Source organism: Metabacillus malikii, assembly GCF_030813355.1.
Classification (GTDB): domain Bacteria; phylum Bacillota; class Bacilli; order Bacillales; family Bacillaceae; genus Metabacillus; species Metabacillus malikii.
On record NZ_JAUSUD010000002.1, the window covers coordinates 232,722 to 251,082 of the forward strand.

The 18,361-nt window shown below is 34.0% G+C and carries 15 protein-coding genes and 1 riboswitch; of the genes, 10 read left to right on the top strand and 5 right to left on the bottom strand.

The window, feature by feature from the left end:
* Position 1: 1 nt before the first annotated feature.
* Positions 2-772 (bottom strand): undecaprenyl-diphosphate phosphatase, encoded by a 771-nt coding sequence (locus J2S19_RS03315; protein WP_307337179.1) that lies wholly within the window; start codon positions 770-772, stop codon positions 2-4.
* Positions 773-930: 158 nt separating this feature from the next.
* On the opposite strand from J2S19_RS03315, the gene J2S19_RS03320 reads away from it, so the two are divergent.
* The 4 genes from J2S19_RS03320 (at position 931) to J2S19_RS03335 (ending at position 4,859) form a co-directional block, all read left to right on the top strand.
* Complete coding sequence (locus J2S19_RS03320; RefSeq protein ID WP_307337529.1) at positions 931-1,464, top strand: DedA family protein; 534 nt, start codon at positions 931-933, stop codon at positions 1,462-1,464.
* A 51-nt stretch (positions 1,465-1,515) separates the two neighbouring features.
* A riboswitch (yybP-ykoY riboswitch) is annotated at positions 1,516-1,626 on the top strand.
* A 98-nt stretch (positions 1,627-1,724) separates the two neighbouring features.
* On the top strand, positions 1,725-2,516 hold the full coding sequence (locus J2S19_RS03325) for a TerC family protein (protein WP_307337183.1): 792 nt from the start codon (positions 1,725-1,727) through the stop codon (positions 2,514-2,516).
* 469 nt (positions 2,517-2,985) lie between these two features.
* On the top strand, positions 2,986-3,732 hold the full coding sequence (gene sigI / locus J2S19_RS03330; protein ID WP_307337531.1) for an RNA polymerase sigma factor SigI: 747 nt from the start codon (positions 2,986-2,988) through the stop codon (positions 3,730-3,732).
* Positions 3,729-4,859, top strand: a complete 1,131-nt coding sequence (locus tag J2S19_RS03335; RefSeq protein WP_307337186.1) for an anti-sigma factor domain-containing protein — start codon at positions 3,729-3,731, stop codon at positions 4,857-4,859. Before sigI ends, J2S19_RS03335 begins: the two co-directional genes overlap by 4 nt.
* Positions 4,860-4,895: 36 nt before the next feature.
* Here the strand turns inward: J2S19_RS03335 and J2S19_RS03340 are convergent, their stop codons facing one another.
* Positions 4,896-5,096, bottom strand: a complete 201-nt coding sequence (locus J2S19_RS03340; protein WP_307337189.1) for an alpha/beta-type small acid-soluble spore protein — start codon at positions 5,094-5,096, stop codon at positions 4,896-4,898.
* A gap of 439 nt (positions 5,097-5,535) precedes the next feature.
* Positions 5,536-6,216, bottom strand: coding sequence for a DUF1836 domain-containing protein (locus J2S19_RS03345; RefSeq protein WP_307337192.1), 681 nt, complete (start codon positions 6,214-6,216; stop codon positions 5,536-5,538).
* Positions 6,217-6,686: 470 nt separating this feature from the next.
* Here J2S19_RS03345 and htpX point away from each other — a divergent pair, with 470 nt between their 5' ends.
* From htpX to ykzE, 5 genes are all read left to right on the top strand, one after another.
* Positions 6,687-7,565: a protease HtpX gene (gene htpX, locus J2S19_RS03350; RefSeq protein WP_307337195.1), complete on the top strand. Its 879-nt coding sequence runs from the start codon at positions 6,687-6,689 to the stop codon at positions 7,563-7,565.
* 317 nt (positions 7,566-7,882) lie between these two features.
* A complete protein-coding gene (locus tag J2S19_RS03355; RefSeq protein ID WP_370875033.1) occupies positions 7,883-9,229 on the top strand; it encodes a TrkH family potassium uptake protein in 1,347 nt (448 codons plus the stop codon).
* Between the two features lie 149 nt (positions 9,230-9,378).
* Complete coding sequence (locus J2S19_RS03360; RefSeq protein ID WP_307337199.1) at positions 9,379-11,400, top strand: penicillin-binding transpeptidase domain-containing protein; 2,022 nt, start codon at positions 9,379-9,381, stop codon at positions 11,398-11,400.
* A 554-nt stretch (positions 11,401-11,954) separates the two neighbouring features.
* The gene (gene ykzP / locus J2S19_RS03365) at positions 11,955-12,107 is read left to right on the top strand and encodes a protein YkzP (RefSeq protein ID WP_307337203.1); all 153 of its coding nucleotides are present in this window, start codon (positions 11,955-11,957) and stop codon (positions 12,105-12,107) included.
* A gap of 5 nt (positions 12,108-12,112) precedes the next feature.
* The gene (gene ykzE, locus J2S19_RS03370) at positions 12,113-12,289 is read left to right on the top strand and encodes a protein YkzE (protein ID WP_307337206.1); all 177 of its coding nucleotides are present in this window, start codon (positions 12,113-12,115) and stop codon (positions 12,287-12,289) included.
* A 43-nt stretch (positions 12,290-12,332) separates the two neighbouring features.
* Here ykzE and J2S19_RS03375 read toward each other — a convergent pair whose 3' ends face one another.
* On the bottom strand, positions 12,333-14,099 hold the full coding sequence (locus tag J2S19_RS03375) for a B12-binding domain-containing radical SAM protein (RefSeq protein ID WP_307337209.1): 1,767 nt from the start codon (positions 14,097-14,099) through the stop codon (positions 12,333-12,335).
* Between the two features lie 300 nt (positions 14,100-14,399).
* The gene (locus tag J2S19_RS03380) at positions 14,400-15,407 is read right to left on the bottom strand and encodes an acyltransferase family protein (protein WP_307337213.1); all 1,008 of its coding nucleotides are present in this window, start codon (positions 15,405-15,407) and stop codon (positions 14,400-14,402) included.
* 497 nt (positions 15,408-15,904) lie between these two features.
* On the opposite strand from J2S19_RS03380, the gene J2S19_RS03385 reads away from it, so the two are divergent.
* On the top strand, positions 15,905-18,091 hold the full coding sequence (locus tag J2S19_RS03385) for a PAS domain-containing sensor histidine kinase (RefSeq protein ID WP_370875034.1): 2,187 nt from the start codon (positions 15,905-15,907) through the stop codon (positions 18,089-18,091).
* Positions 18,092-18,361 lie beyond the last annotated feature (270 nt).

Sequence of the window (18,361 nt, forward strand, 5' to 3'; positions counted from 1 at the left end):
ACTATATGTTCTGCATCACAAGAATTATGATACCTAATATCCATACGTATACAGCGAAGATTTTTAATGATTGCTTCTTAATAAAAGAAATCATAAACCGAACTGCTAAGTATCCAAAAAATGCTGAAGCAAGTGTTGCAACAAGCATGGATGCTAAACTAATTTGCGGAACATTCCCAGTCATCACGTCTTTCAGTTGAAAAATGACCCCCCCACAAATTGCAGGTATTGATAGTAAAAAGGAAAAATAAGCAGCAGCCTCTTTGTCCATTTTCCGAATAAGAGCACCTACAATGGTCATGCCCGAACGTGAAATGGCAGGAAATATTGCCAAAGCCTGAAAGCTACCGATAAAGAAAGAGTCAAATATCGAGATGTCTTCCATCTTTTTAGCACCATTTTTTATTGTGTCTGCAAACCATAAGAATAATCCAGTTATCAAAAACTCCCATCCAATTGTGACACCAGTTTTCGAAATTTCTTCAAAAAAATCATTAAATAATAAGCCTGCTATCACAGCTGGTATTGTTCCGATAACTAGTAAAAGAGTTATTCTACTAAAAGGTTTTTTTAACATTGAAATGATAATATCTTTATAAAAAACAACTAGAGCTATAAGTGTACCAATATGTAACATTGTATCTAGGAATAACCCAGCTTCTTCCAAACCAAAAAATGCTCTTCCAAGATAGAGATGACCTGTACTGCTAATCGGAATGAATTCTGTCAAACCTTGAATTATCCCTAAAATAAATGCTTGAAGCCAATCCATATTCATATACCTCCTAAAAAACAATGGTTGTCTGTATACATGAATATGTGTAATATATTAGATTGTAGAACTTTTTGAATGAAAATAGGTGATTAAATTTGGAAGAGTTTATTTTATCGATTGTTGAAAATTTTAAAGAATTGTCATACTTTGGTATTATGCTCGCATTAACGATTGAGTTTGTACCAGCCGAAGTTGTGTTGCCACTAGCAGGCTATTGGGTATATGAAGGTGACATGACATTGTGGGGGACTGTATTAGCAGGTACTGTCGGAGGAACTTTTGGCCCTTTAACACTTTATGCTTTAGGAAGATACGGTGGCAGACCATTCATTTTGAAATACGGTAAGTATTTTTTTATTAATGAAGAAAAGCTAAATAAAGCTGATGAATTTTTTGCGAAAAATGGAGGAATGGTTGCTTTTACTGCGAGATTTCTTCCTGGTGTACGGACATTGATTTCTATTCCTTGTGGGATGGCGAAGATGAATGTTTGGAGTTTTTCTATTTATACTTTTGCAGCGATGCTACCAATCACTTTTCTATATGTTTTTTTAGGATATAAGCTTGGTGACAGATGGAAGGATGTCGGCGAATTAGCGAATACATATTTGCTTCCGATTGGTATAGGAGTCCTAGTTATCTTTATTCTTTACAAATTAATCACTAAATCTAGAAAAAGACAAAAATAAATTTGTTGACAATGATGGAAGTAACACTATATCATTAAAGTAACTTCATATTCTTCTTTCAAAGGGGAGTAGCGTTCAAGGGAAACCTTGAAAACAAAGTCGTCATTTCATGGATTTACCTCCATCGGCTTTGTTGGCATGACGAACGGTTAAATCATGCTCAGCAAGACCTTTGCCATCGTAGGCAAAGGTCTATTTTTATTTTGTCCAACTGCTTGCGATGGTCTTGAAGGATGATGACAAGCATAGGAGGAGATAAAATGGATGTAACACTTTTGCTCGAGTATGGATGGGTATTATTAGTGCTAATCGGTCTTGAGGGGATTTTAGCAGCTGATAACGCGCTGGTTATGGCTGTTATGGTTAAGCACTTACCTGAGGAAAAACGGAAAAAGGCTTTATTCTATGGATTAGCAGGAGCGGTTATACTACGTCTAGGTGCGTTATTTATTATATCGTTCTTAGTAAATGTATGGCAGCTTCAGGCTATCGGTGCAATTTATCTGCTTTATATTTCAATAAATCATCTTCTGAAAAAATTTGTATTGAAGCAATCTGAACATACGAAAAAGGTAAAAAAAGAATCAGGTTTTTGGGTGACTGTATTAAAAGTAGAGGTAGCAGATTTAGCTTTTGCGGTTGATTCTATTCTAGCTGCAGTAGCGTTAGCAGTGACACTACCAGCAACAACTTTACCTACCATTGGTGGACTTGATGGAGGACAATTTCTTGTTATCCTTGCTGGTGGTATAATCGGTGTGATTATTATGAGATTTGCCGCAACTTATTTTGTAAAGCTATTAAAAAAGAAGCCGAACTTAGAAACGGCAGCATTTATGATTGTAGGTTGGGTTGGTGTAAAACTTGCCTTATATACGTTAGCACATCCTGATATTGACTTGATTTCTAAGCACTTCATTGAGTCAGCAACATGGAAATTAATTTTCTGGATCGTATTAGCGGCTATTGCAATAGGCGGATGGTTTTTATCAAAAGAAGAACAAGAGGTCGAGGAAGTGCCTACAGAGCTTAAAAAGGTAGAAAATCAATAAATAACTTGTGATGTTTCTAAAAATTAATATGCTATAGATTTGCTGCACACTAATGATTACTGCAATCATTAATGTGCAGTTTTTTTGTCATATGGATTTATATCAAATGTGTAACAAATGTTAGGTCAAATGAATCATCTTTATCATGTGCGAAAATTTTCAATAGAACACCCTTAAGAATTTGTGTTGAAACGTAATCATGTAATTGAATAAGAAAATAACTTCGTTAATTAGATAGGGGGCATGCGCTAACAATGAGTAAACAGGCTGGAATATGAAGGTAACTAGTTAGAGTTTGTCATCGTAATTTATTTCAAAAGTTATAGGACTTTGGTATGAATTTTTGTAACAATTGTCGTTATTTCGTAGAAAATAAGAAAGATTGCTACATAATTCTTCCTTTGCACTCCCTATTGTATATAGTCTATTATAGACAAGGTAATATGGGGAAACAGAGGTGAACCTAGCGATGCTTAGCCTTATGTTTAGACTAGGTAAGAAAAAGCAAACCCTAGAAGAGACTGTACTCTCAATTCAAAATGGGGATAAAAAATTACAAAACGATTTAATTGAACAATATAAACCATTTGTTGCAAAAACGGTATCATCTGTTTGTAAACGATATATAAGTGAAAATGATGATGAATTTAGCATTGGATTAATTGCATTTAATGATGCAATTGAAAAATACTCTCCTGATAAGGGTAGTTCGTTGTTTGCTTTTGCCGAGTTAGTTATTAAGCGCAAAGTAATTGACTTTATACGAAAAGAAGCAAGAACACCATATTCTGTCCGATTAGAACTACAGGAACATGAAGAAGGAGAATTTTCACAAAGTAAAATTGAAGCTGACCTATCATTAGATGAGTATCAAAAGAAGATTGACCAGGAACATCGAAGAGAAGAAATTGCATATTTAAATCACTGTTTAGAAAACTTTTCGATTACATTCTCGGAAATAATTGAACAATCACCGAAACATTATGATGCTAGACAAAATGCAATTAAAGTTGCACTCAAGCTAGTAGAAGATGATGGTTTAAAAGCATATCTATTTACTAAAAGACAGTTACCTGTAAAACAATTAGAAGAAAAAGTACAAGTAAGCCGAAAGACAATTGAAAGAAATAGAAAATACATCATAGCCATGGCTATCATTCTCTCAGGAGATTTCGTCTATTTAAAAGATTATATAAAAGGGGTGCTCCATCCATGAAAAAAGGGGTCGTCGTAGAATGTAATGATGACTTTGTAACGCTGCTCACCCCAGATGGGCAATTTTTAAAGACCCAAAATAAACAGGGTCAATATGAACTAGGGGAAGAAATTAGCTTCCTTCCTTATTTAGAGGAAAGTGAAGAGGCTGCCACAACATACCCTGATACAAGACTTGGGAAGTTTTTTAATATTAGAAAGAGAAAATCCAATATTCGATTTGGGATATTATCTATTGCAGTTATTGTATTTATTTTTACACTTTTACCATTTTTTCAAGAACAAAAAATTTATGCCTATATGTCAATCGATATAAACCCAAGTTTTGAAGTTGGTATTGATAGTGAGCTTCGGGTTATTTCCCTGGATCCATTAAATAATGAAGCTGAGCAGTTAGTTGAAAAACTTCCAGAATGGGAAGAAAAACATTTTCAATTCATTATCGATGCTATTGTTAAACAGTCAAAGAAGAATGGTTATGTAGAGCCCGAGAAAGAAATATTAATAACCACTGTCATGAATGAGGAAGATGAAAATGTGGAAAAAAAGCTTGAAGCCAATATCGATGAAATTCAAGATTCGTATAAAGCAGAAAAGCTGAATGTTCAAGCAATTGAAGCTGATCGTAAGACAAGGGAAAAAGCCCAAAAACAGGGAATATCGATGGGGAAATATATTAAATTAAAAGAAAAAGAACCTTTAAAAGAAGATACGAGTATAAAAAAACAGTTTAATCATAATGGCAATGAGCCTGAAAAGGATACAAAACAACAGTCGCATTCTGCAAATTATATAAGCCCAACAGAGCCTACCGACAAAAACGATATGAATAAAAAAGAAATGGATGCAACTGAAACAAAAAGGAAATTAAATGAAGCAAAAAATAAGGCGAAACAAAATGCGATGGCACAACAACATAAAATGAATAAGCAAGATAAGCACCAACAGAAACAACAACAAAAGCAAAAAAAGGAACAAGAGAAACAACGTGAAAAACAAAATAAACGTGAGAAACGCGAAAATCAAGTGAGTAATAATAAGACAGTAAACAAGGCTTATCAAAAGGATAAGCCTAATGATGTTGAACACAATAAAGGAAAACCTGATCGTAATAGTAATAAGAACTAAAAAAGCTGACCACAATCAGCTTTTTTAGTTTGGAAATTATTTACCTTGTTGTCCATTCAATTGTGATTGTGCTTGTGCAACAAGTCTCTTTGTAATTTCGCCACCTACTGAACCATTAGCACGTGAAACAGTGTCAGACCCTAATTGTACACCAAATTCTGAAGCAATTTCATATTTAATTTGATCCAGAGCTTCTTCGATCCCCGGTACAAGTAATTTATTACTACTTCTTGACATCTACAACACCCCTTAATCTTTATAAAGCTGACTGTTTATTTGAAGTAAAGTAGCTCAGCCTTAATGATAATTTTTCAAAATAAGCGATTATTTATACTGGTAATGATTAGTTAACATAATAATAGTATAGGTAAAGGCCCGTTTGTAAAAGATTATTGCTTTTAACACAAACTAAAACAGGGTTGGTTGAAAAGAAGTATGGTACTCCTGATGACCGTGGGAAAGTTAGACGTGGCGGGCTTTTACGTCGAAGAGCACGAAAACTGGAGGCTCCCATCGGATTTCTTGCCAAATCGATGAATGACTTAATGTGTACGACTTGAATTTTGCTAGTTCATGCCATCCAGGCTCACCCAACCCGAGGAAAGTGAATACTGCAAGAGGAAACCAACCTATAGCGTCATTTTATGTAAAAGCAACAATGTATACGAAAAGACTACTAAAAACATTCATTTAAATACTTATAGGCGCGTGACTGAATATGTGAAACGATAACTGATAAAACGGTCAATACTAATACATTTCGAATCGGCTCCCACTGGGTAACAGTTAAGTCCGAGAATCTTTCAGCATATTTCTCTACTTTATTAATGATGGATGTTTCTAGTGTTAGAATGGATATAGTATCGTTTCCCTCTAAAGTCTCTAAGACATGTGCATATAATTCATAAAAAGTAATCGGGCTGATTAAATCATCGCTACGATCAGATAAAGTATTGAATACAACAGTTAATAGTTGTCTTATTTTTTCAAAATCAAAGACTGACTTTAAGTCTTTTACAATTAATAGCATTGCAGTTTGTTCAATTGAATACTTTTTACCTAACTCCGGAGGGCCAATTAATTCTTTTACATCCCTCTTAATCCAATTCTGTATAGATGTAGATTTAAGGGAAGTAAGCTCACATAAATTAGCTAAGGAAACAATTTCATTCGTAGATAAGCCAAACTCTTGTGTCTGTTTCTTTTTTACCTTTGCAAGAATTTGTAAAACTCTCTCATCGTTATGATGATTCTCATCTAATAAGTTTTTAAAAATAATAAATGGATTGTGCTCTGATTCACCTTTTAATGCATATAATAAATGACTCATTTCGATCCTAGTTAATTGAAATGACATATTTCTATTACACCTCAGTTTCTTTTTCATTACTAATATATAGCGAGTTGCCAACTTTTTAAAGGAGCTTTTATACTGAACTTTGTAGAAATTGCATAACTAGGTCAGTCAAGATTTACAACCGCTGTAAAGTTTAAAAATCTTACATATTAGGTTATTTTACCATTGAATGACGTGTGGAGATAAACCGAAATTGGCTCCATAGTGAGGAGGTTCATCACCAAAACTCCTCACTTTTATTTAAGTACTCGTGCTGTACCCCAACACTAGGCAACAGCTATGAGAAAGCAACAATGTTAACAAAGATACTTAAAGTTAAACAGTTATCGTTTAGAAAAAAGTTTTTAATCAAGTATCATGATTCCTAATTGTAATAGAATATAAAAAAACATTGCTTTTTCTTGTAAAGCTTTTTATAATTTTTATTATAGTATAAGTTCATATGAACTTAAAATATTTTGGAGGTAATAATGGCGAAACGAATATTTCTTTTCCTTTTATCTAATATTCTTGTATTGACTACAATTGGGATTATTTTATCCTTATTAAATGTATCACCTTATCAATCATTAGATGGTAGTCTAAATTTAGTTAACTTACTAATTTTTAGTGCAGTAGTTGGTTTTACTGGCTCGTTTGTTTCACTTGCCATATCTCGATGGATGGCAAAAATGATGATGGGAGTTAAAATATTAAAACCATCTGATAGTTTATCTCAAGTTGAAAGAGAATTAGTTGAAAGGGTCCATCGATTATCAAGAGCAGCAGGCTTATCTGTTATGCCTGAAGTAGGAATTTACCAGTCACCAGAGGTTAATGCATTTGCAACAGGACCATCGAAACGACGCTCACTTGTCGCTGTATCAACAGGTTTACTTCAAGAGATGGATGATGATGCTATTGAAGGTGTCGTTGCTCATGAAGTAGCCCATATCGCAAATGGTGATATGGTGACAATGACATTATTACAAGGGATTGTTAATACATTCGTCGTGTTTTTTGCGAGAATTGCAGCTTGGATCGCAACAAGATTTGTACGTGAGGATATCGCGCCTATTGTACATTTTATTGCAGTAATTCTATTCCAAATTGTGTTTTCTATATTAGGTAGCCTAGTTGTATTCGCATTCTCACGCTACCGTGAATACCACGCAGACCGCGGTGGTGCAGACTTAGCCGGTAAAGATAAAATGATTCATGCACTTGAATCGTTAAAACACTATACCAATCGTGTGAGAGAAGAACAAACATCATTAGCTACTTTAAAGATAAACAGTAAAAAAGGAATGTCGTTATTCTCCACTCATCCAGATTTAGATGAACGTATTAAGCGATTGTATGCAAAATAATTTTGGGATGATGATTACAATGTGTGAGCACATTAGTAATTATCATCCTTTTTTATTCGAACCTATTATCGAGTGATTTACCTTCATAATAACAATGTTGTTTGAAATGGCTGTTTTCGTGAACATTGTTGTATTTTTCTTGATTTTCTCGTAATCAGCTCCCAACAAACTCTTTAAAAGGTTAGTGCAAAGCCACAATCTTTTAGAAAAGAGCATTAAAGAGAATAAACTTAAAAAAACACCTTTAATTTTGTCTGTTTTTTCTTTAAGATAGAGGGCGTGGAAAGTTCATAGACAATAGATTGGAATGAATCAAAATGAATAAATGGAAACTTCGTTTACAAACATTAACACCTGTACAGTTAATTGTTTCGTATTACTTCATTGCAGTAACAGTCTCAGTCATTTTGTTAAGCTTACCTGTCGCATATAAACCTGGAGTAGAATGGACGTTTATCGACAGGTTGTTTACAGCAGTAAGTGCAGTAAGCGTAACTGGCCTAACGACAGTACAAACGGCAGAGACGTTTAGCATACCTGGAATCTTTATTTTGGCGTTTATCCTTCAATTTGGAGGAATAGGCATTATGACGCTCGGTACGTTTGTTTGGCTAATCATGGGAAAAAAAATTGGCTTGAAGGAACGTCAACTTATTATGACTGACCAAAACCAGACTAACTTGTCGGGTACAGTTAACTTAATAAAACAAATTATTGTCCTAATACTATTAATAGAATGTTTAGGAGGGTTAATTTTAAGCCTTTACTTCTTAAATTATTACGATACTTGGCAGGAGGCTTTTCTTAACGGTTTTTTTACATCTGTTAGTGCAACTACAAATGGCGGTTTTGATATAACAGGTCAATCTTTAATACCGTTTAAAGATGATTACTTTGTTCAATTTATTGTCATGATTTTAATTGTTCTAGGAGCGATAGGGTTTCCTGTACTCATTGAGGTAAAGGATTTTTTATTTAATAAACATAAACGATTCCGTTTCACATTGTTTACAAAGATAACATCAATCACATTCTTTTTATTAGTTATCGTAGGAACAATATTAATTGCATGTCTGGAGATAGGAAAACATTATAAAGGGATGTCTTGGCATGAAACGCTATTTTATTCTTTATTTCAATCAACCGCAACAAGAAGTGGGGGTCTAGCTACACTTGATGTCAGTCTGTATTCAGAAACGACGCTCCTCATTATGTGCGCATTAATGTTTATCGGGGCCTCGCCGAGCTCTGTTGGTGGAGGGATTCGTACTACAACATTTGCCTTAAATCTTTTATTTCTATTTCATTTCGCTCGAGGAAATAAATCAATTAAAATCTTTAAGCGCGAATTACATGAAGAAGATTTAATGAAATCGGTTGTTGTAACAATGATGGCGGTGCTTATCTGTTTCTTTTCGGTTGTTATACTAACAATTACAGAACCGTTTACGTTTACTGAAATTTTATTTGAAGTTTGTTCTGCATTCGGTACAACTGGCCTATCGATGGGGATAACTCCTGACTTAAGTGTGATTGGAAAAATTGTGATAATGATTCTAATGTTTATCGGAAGAATTGGAATCTTAACATTCCTTTTCTTAATTGGCACAAAGGAACGGAAAGATAACTTCCACTTTCCTAAAGAGAGAGTCATTATTGGTTAATTAAAAAGGTTGACTCGAAAAATCTGACCCCCTCAAGCAAATTTTTAATCGAACAAGGTTTTGACTTTGAGGGGACAGACATTATTTAACTTAAACTTTATAGGAATGTGTTATAATTTTCATGGTACAAAATGTAAGGAGGGAGTAAAGTGAAAAAGTATCTATTTGGTCTTATAATTGTTATCTCTATCATTATTCTTAGTGCCTGTTCTAACAAACCAACCGCTTCAGAAAGATTTAGTGAATACATAGAATTATGGAATGATCAAAAATATGATGAGATGTATGAATTGTTATCATCAAATACGAAGGAATCAATTACGAAAGAGGATTTTATTGGTCGTTATCAAGCTATATATGATGGTATTTCTGCGAAAAACGTAAAAATAACATTTAAAAAGCCTGCAGAGGAAAAGGACCAAGATGATTTAAAAGAAGTTATCTACACGTTTTCTTTATCAATGGAAACTGTTGCTGGTGAAGTGAATTTTGAAGAGGAAACACAACTTGTCAAGGAAAATAGAGATGATGAGGAAAATTGGTATATCACATGGGAACCCTCAATGATTTTTCCACAACTTGAGGAAGACCAAGAAGTGAAGGTATCAAGTATACCGGCAATAAGGGGACAAATATTTGACCAAAATAATAAAGGGTTAGCAATAAATGGAACGGCATACGAAATTGGGATAGTACCACAAGATTTACCGGAGGATCGTGACGAGACATTAACTGAATTATCAAAACTACTTAATCTTAGTGTAGAGGAAATAGAAGGGGAATTATCTAGGTCATGGGTCAAGCCGGATTTATTTGTTCCTATTAAAAGAATTGACCCGACAAACATAGAATTGTATGAAAAAGTAATGGCACTACCTTCGATTCAGAAAAAGGATGTTGATGCTAGAGTTTATCCACTTGGCGAGGCAGCAGCACATTTAACAGGTTATATTGGAAGCATAACTGCAGAACAGCTAGAGGAACTAAAGGATAAAGGCTATCATACAAATTCATTGGTCGGAAAAGCGGGCCTTGAACAAGTATATGAAGAGAGATTAAAGGGCAAGGATGGCTATACGATTTATGTGGATGGCTCAAACGAAGTTATTGCACAAAAGGATCCAGTGAACGGTGAAGATATCAAAATAACAATAAATAGTGATATCCAAAAAGCGCTCTATGACCAGATTAACGGTGATGCTGGTACAGCTGTTGCGCTCCATCCAAAAACTGGTGAAACATTAGCAATGGTAAGCAGTCCATCATATAATCCTAATGATTTTATACTAGGTATGTCATCTGAAAAATACAATGATTTAGCAAATAATCCTCAAAGGCCGCTGATGGCAAGGTTTAATAAAACTTTCTCACCAGGATCATCGCTAAAACCACTAACAGCAGCGATAGGGTTGGAAACAGCCACAATATCTGCTGAAGATGTAAAAGTAATAAAAGGTAAAACATGGAAAAAAGATGATAGTTGGGGTAATTATTCAATCACTCGTGTTTCTGAAAGTGTTGAGAATGTCAATCTTCAAAATGCGCTGCTTTATTCAGACAATATCTATTTCGCTATGCTCGCCCTAGATATAGGTAATCAAAAGTTTCCAGACGGGTTAAAATCGTTTGGATTTGAGGAGGAAATTGATTTCCCATTTCCGATAAGCAAGTCGACTATTTCGAGTGAAGCATTAACAAACGAACAACTGTTGGCGGATTCTGGATATGGACAAGGACAAATACAAATGAGTCCATTCCATTTAGCAGCAACGTATACAACTTTTATTAATGAAGGGAACATGGTGAAACCTTTCTTAGAGTATACATCGGAGCAGAAAGACACACCAATCTGGAAAGAAAACATTATAGCTACAGAGCATGTTAACACAATTCTAGGAGATTTAGAACAAGTCGTTCACAACCCGAATGGAACAGGTTACGAACCAGTTGTTAAGGGGATACAATTAGCTGGTAAAACTGGTACGGCTGAACTAAAACAATCGAAAAGTGATGAGTCAGGCACGGAAAATGGGTGGTTTGTAGCCGTAAATACGAATGACCCATCCCTTTTAATCGCGATGATGGTTGAAGATGTAAAGGGTAGAGGTGGTAGTCATCATGTCGTTCCAAAAGTAAAACAAGTGTTTAAAACATTTACAGGAACTGAATAAATTTAAAGATGAGTGACTAAAAAGGGTAATTCCTCCAAAAGTTTGTATGTTGTGGTGGGGGAATACTTTTTTGTCATTCTTTTTTATGTGCATTGTATTTTTAAATTCTTTGTGATAGCATTTTCTCTCTTTAACGGTTAAATAGGCACATGTATTATCCTAAAGAACCGAATTTCCGTCTACAGCGGTAAAAAAGGATCCTTCTATATTACCGTAGATAGCATTTTCAGTCAGCACCGGTTCATTAAACTCAATCTATTTCTCCATAAAACTGAATTTCCGTTTACAGCGGTAAAAAGGACACTTCTATTTAACCTTAGTTAGCATTTTCAGTCACCATCGGTTAAATAAACTCAATGTATTTCCCCATAAAACTGAATTTCCGTTTACAGTGGTAAAAAAGACCCTTCTATATTACCGTAGATAGCATTTTCAGTCAGCACCGGTTAAATAAAATCGATGTATTTCCGACTTCCTAAACCTACCTCGAATTAATGGGTATTCAAATGGGGAAATTAATTTTGTATCAAATGAAAAAGTTAGGGGGACACCAGATGAAAAGAAAAGCAGCTAGAAACCAAGCGATTAAACATAATTTCACACCAACTGAAAGTCTTCCTGAAAGTGAAGCATATGAAATTAATGATGACCAAGACCCAATGAAGGGTGCTAATCGTAACTCTAAAAAAGGAAAGCAAGGGAAGTAATGACAATGGCGAAAAAAAATAAGAAAAGTAAAGAGATGCAAAATCATAAAAAACCAATGCCAAAGGAAATATTACAGGAAGAATTTGGACAGGAAATGGGCGATGTAAATGCAGCCCAAATTTATGATGTGTTAGAATCTAACAAATCTAAACAGAAACAAGAAAAGAAGAAACGTAAGTAACATAATATAAATAACATAAAAAAGAGGGTGATCCTTCACCCTCTTAACCCACTTTATTTTTTACATCTTTTGTAAGTGCTGTGAAAACAGAAGTTTCTGCCTTTATCTGATTATAGTATACAAGGATAATTGAATCCTCCTCAATCATTTGGCCCGAGTCTAAATAATGACCCACTTGGAATGGTATTTTTTCTATTACAGTATGTTTAAATAAGTCTTTCTCGGTAAGTCCCAACTTGGCAAAATCCTTACCTAAAATCAATGGATTTTGTAAAAGTGTATGATAGACCGTACTGCGTTCTTCTTTTGATAGTGAGTCATCCCACCAAGGCTTTCGTGGTTTATATTTTTGATTGCGTAAATAATCATATTTCATAAAGCCACTAACAACACGTAAATCATCATTTCGTTCTTCTTGTAAAAACTCGTAAAGATGTTTATATAGGTCTTCGAGCTGATGCCCGATTCTTGTCCAACCTTTCTCATCCCAATATGTCCCAAAGTCTTGGAAAAAGTCAAACGGTGTTGCAAAAACATGTGAAACTAAATATTCAATTGTTGCATCCATGCGATGGTCATTCCAGTATTTTTCGAGAACATCTTCTACTTGTTTAATTTTTATCATATCCTCAAAGGAAAGTACGTCATTTTTTAATATTTCGTATGGTGAATGATCCATAAATACGTAACCATGATCTTCAGCACGTAAACGAAGTCCGGTCCCTCTTAGCATTTTTAGAAATCCTAATTGAAGTTCTTCGGGACGTAACTCGAAGACGTCATTAAACGTTTTCTTAAATGAGTGATAATCCTCCTCAGGTAATCCGGCAATTAAGTCCAGATGCTGGTCAATCTTGTTTCCTTCTTTTACCATCGTTACCGTTCTCGTTAGTTTGCTAAAATTTTGTCTCCGCATCACGAGCTCATTTGTCGTATCATTCGTTGATTGAACGCCAATCTCAAAACGGAATAGCCCTTTAGGTGCATGATCATTTAAAAATTGGATGACTTCAGGCCGCATAATATCTGCAGTAATTTCAAATTGAAAAACGACACCTGGTTTATGCTCGTCTATGAGGAATTGAAACATCTCCATCGCATAGCTACGACTAATATTAAACGTTCGATCCACAAATTTTATCGTTTTTGCGCCATTTTCCATTAAATATCGGATATCATCTTTAATTTTTTCACGGTCAAAATAGCGTACGCCGACTTCAATAGACGAAAGGCAAAATTGACAGCTAAATGGGCAGCCGCGACTCGTTTCAATATAGGTAACTCGTTTAGAAAGATGTGGAATATCTTCCTCAAACCGAAATGGGGAAGGCAAAGTTTTTAAATCAAGCTTATTCTGTTGCAAATTAATTTTAATACGGTCGTTTTCACGGTACGCGATACCAGCAATGTCACGAAAATTATTCTCTCCGTGTAACTCATCTAGCAATTGTTTAAATGATTGCTCGCCTTCACCGATAATGATAAAATCTACCTCTGGAATTTTTTCCATCCATTCCTTTGTATCATAAGTAACCTCTGGCCCCCCTAAAACAATTTGGATCGAAGGGTTTATTTTTTTTAGCATTTTAATTACTTTAATCGTTTCTTCAATGTTCCATATATAACAGCTAAAGCCGATGATTTCGGGTTTTTTTGTATATAAATCTGTTACGATATTCATTGATGGGTCCTTAATTGTATACTCTGCAAGCTCTATCATATATTCTGGAGCTGCATAAGCCTTTAAATATCGAATTGAAAGGCTTGTATGAATGTATTTAGCATTTAATGTTGATAAAACTGTTTTCATGTCTTGTACACCACTTCTAATAGATTTTTGTCAGACTTAAAGTTGTAATCAATTATTTATTTTACCATATTTCATTACGTATCGTCTTTTCAATAGTATAGATGTTTTAACGAGTGTTAAAACTGGTTTTAGTTATTTCTTGTGATACCAACTATTAATAGTACTCATTGTTTAATTTTAGGCTGATACCCACTCCTAATATCCCACTTCGTTAGGTTCATGTATGGGAAAGTCATTTTGAAGACAAATAATGAAAAGGGCCTATCTAAAGAAATATATTCTTGGATAGACCCTTTTACTTTATGATTTTGAAACACTTTTCAAATAGTGATGAATAGTTGACGTTCGAAGCTCAATGAGTGGCTGTGTAAGGGCCTTAACTACTGTAGTAGAAAGAATGGCCGTCATAAAAATAGATAAGATTATTAATAATGTCATGCTTTGATAATCTTTCATAAAGTCTAGCCATTCACTATTTCGTAAATATTGAATGATAAAGCCATGTAATAAATAGACATAGAATGTTCTCGTACCCCATTCAGTGAAGAAACGATATGATTTTGGTATGAGAGATAAAAAGCTTAATGATGTAATGAGCGTTATACTATAAAATCCTAAACGTATGATTGAACTCATAATCGTAACATGACCGAAGTGCGAATATGGTTTCGAACCAAAAAGCCACTCATATTGAAAATCTATATAAAAATAAGAGATAAATGTTATGACAAATAGTGAGATAGCCAGGCCTTTCATTTTAGGTTTTTGTAACGCTTGAAAATGATCACGAGATAAATAATAGCCGATTAAAAAAATTGGAAAAAATACAAAGGTTCTCGATAGACTTAAATAGTTACTAATTACCTCGAAGTAACCAGCTATTAGTCCAATTGCAAACGCAAGAGATATTGCCCATACGGGATGCAATTTGGTGAAGAAGAATAATAAAATATTCCAACAAAATAAACTGACTAAAAACCATAATGACCAATGCGGGTCGAAAGGATTTAATAGAAGTGTTTGCTGATCTCGAATGATATAGTAATAGACTGAGTAGATACCTTGAAAAATTAAATAAGGTAAAATCAACTTCTTCGAAATTTTTTCCAAGTACCCTTTTTTTCTAAACCCTTTTGCAAAATAGCCTGAAATTAATATGAAGGCTGGCATATGAAAAGTGTAGACAAATTTATATACATTCATTATAAAATCATTGTCATCGATATAGGATCGAATCAAATGTCCAAAGACAACTAAAAGAATTAAAAAAAACTTTGCATTATCAAAATAACTATCACGATTTTTCATGGTCTCACCTTTCTCGTAGAAGTAATAAAATCAGAAAGATAGTATGGATATACCTTTTTACTGTTGTTACTAAACATTATTCGGATAAAATTATTTATTTGTAAGGGACGACACTTAAATGTAACAAGCTTGTAAGTTTTGTTATTAGGCTGTTTTTGCAATTATTGTTGCTTTAATAATTAGTTGGTTTTACGGGTTGGTCTTTTCTTGTAGTACTCGCTTTTTGCGGGCTCTCACCTTTCCCTCACATCTTTCGCAGAATTCTCTCATTTACGATCCAACCTACCCTTGATAAAGTTTGCTTAAATCAACAATTGAAAAGATCCTATTATTAAAATTTGTAGATGTGTCGTAAGTTTTGCATGACACTAGGACTTTCGTAGTGAATTTCGATACAATGACGTATTTTTCGAAACAATTTGTAGATTGGTGAAGGACAATGACTAGTCTTGAGAGAATATGAGAGAGAGCATATTAGGTTAGTAGGGGTGAAAGGTTTGAAGGAAACGATGGAGGAAAACGAAATCGTACCGTTAAAAGATAAAATCGCATTATTAGAAGAAGAGAATAAATTCTTAAAATCAAAATTAATGCAACATGAATATATCATTGAAGATGCACTTGATGCTGTTGCTATATTCGACCAAAAGTTTAATTTTATTGAAGTAAATTCTGCTGCATGTAAAATGTTTCAATTAACGAAATCAGATTTATGTAATCGCAACTTAATTGATTTTCTGTCTTTAAAACCGGAAAATGATCTTCAACTTGTCCTAACAGAAGAGCCAAATCAAAAGACGTATCGTAAAGAATTTGTGATCCAATTAGACAATGGGCAAGTAAAGTATATGGAAATGTCACTACGACGTCATGTAGTTAAGGAATATAATCTTGCAATGATAAAAGATATTTCATTTCGAAAGATGCTTGAAAGGGAACGGTCGATTAATGAGCAGCTTTTTAAAGATTTATTTCATCGTGCAGTTGATGGTATCGTTATTTTCGACCAGCATGGTCTATTTATTGATGCGAATGAATCGTTTTGTGTAAGCTTTGAAATCGACAAATCACGATTAAATACATATGTCCTTGGTGATTTTGTAGAATGCCAAGAAAAACATAAGCTTGAAAAACTATGGACTGCCTTGAGTATGCATGGAAATGCGACAGGTGAATTGCCGGTTCAATTGAAAAATGGCTCAAAGAAAATATTCGAATTTACGACAACCTCAAATATTCTGAACGGATTTTACATGGCGATTATGAGAGATATTACCGAAAAACGTTCGATGGAAATAAAACTATTTAAAAGTGAAGAAAGATTTCGAGAAGTATTTGAAAATGCAATTGATGCCATTGTCATTTGGGGAAAAGATGGACAAATTTTAAAGGCAAATCAGGCTGCTAGTAGAACGTTTGAGCTTTCTGAGGAAGAATTAGTAAATCAAAATATATTAGACTTTATCGACCGGAAGTCAGATATCTACAAAATAGTAAAAACCGAATATATGAAAACAGGAGCAATAAGGGCAGAACTTTTGTTTCATATGCCAAATGGTCAAAATAAAGAACTTGAATTCACTTCAAAAATGGACATATTAGATGGACAACATTTGACAATCTTTCGCAATGTGAGTGAGAGAAAACGCATGGAGAAAGTACTTAGAGAAAGTGAGCAAAGGTTTAGAAAAGTATTTAATGGGGCTATGGATGGAATCGTTTTATTTAATAATGAGTACGAAATTATTGATGCAAATCCAACAGCTCAACAAATCTTTCATATTGAATCGAGTAATTTAGCAACGTTTAATCTCTATGATTTACTGCATGCACAGTGTCGGGAGAATGGGAGTACAGAAGCTAAAAATGACCGTGATATTCAAGAAATTACTTACACATTCCAAAATAATGAAGAAAAAATACTTGAATTTACAGTGAAAAATAATATCAATGAAAATATGAATTTGGCCATTTTTCGAGATGTGACCGAAAAAAGGGAATTAGAAGAACAACTTAGAAAATCCGATACACTAAATGTAGTTGGGGAGCTAGCAGCTGGAATTGCACATGAAATACGTAATCCAATGACATCTTTAAAAGGTTTTATTCAATTACTAGAAGACAGTATTAAGACAGATTATTCAATGTATTTTAATGTCATTACTTCTGAATTAAGCAGAATTGAATCAATCATTACAGAATTTTTAATTCTCGCCCGTCCGCAAGCAATTGAATATTTAAAAATTGATATTAGTAAAGTGATGAGTGATACAATTGATTTACTAAGTGCACAAGCTATTTTAGTAAATGTACAAATTGAACTACAAGTCGAACAAAGCTTACCGTTAATTTTCTGTGAGCCAAATCAATTAAAACAAGTATTCATAAACGTATTAAAAAATGCAATCGAAGTCATGCCTAATGGTGGTAAAGTAAACGTTCATATATACCAAAAGGATGCTGAATATGTGACAGTTTCAATTAAGGATAGGGGGACAGGTATATCAGAGGATAAAATAAAAAGACTTGGACAGCCTTTCTATACGACTAAGGAAAGAGGTACAGGCTTAGGGTTGATGGTGAGCTATAAAATAATTGAAGAGCATAGAGGCATAGTTGAAGTTGAAAGTGAAGAAGGTGTAGGAACGACCTTCCATATATCGCTACCGATATATCAACAATAGTCTAATAAAGATTTCGAATAGGGTAGCAGTACTTTATTTGACGTACATCTATGTGTCAAATTTATATTATTTGAAAAATTGTAAAATCAGCTATTAGTTAAGACACAGCTAATGCCTTGTCACATACTTGACTTAACTACATATAATTTGAGTAAGGAAAGAAAGTTGAGTCTGGTAAAGAAGGGGGCAAGCATATATGTGCGTTAAAAAAAGACCGAAAAAACTTTATTTTTATACTTCCTTATTTTCCAAGCTTCAGATTATTTCTGA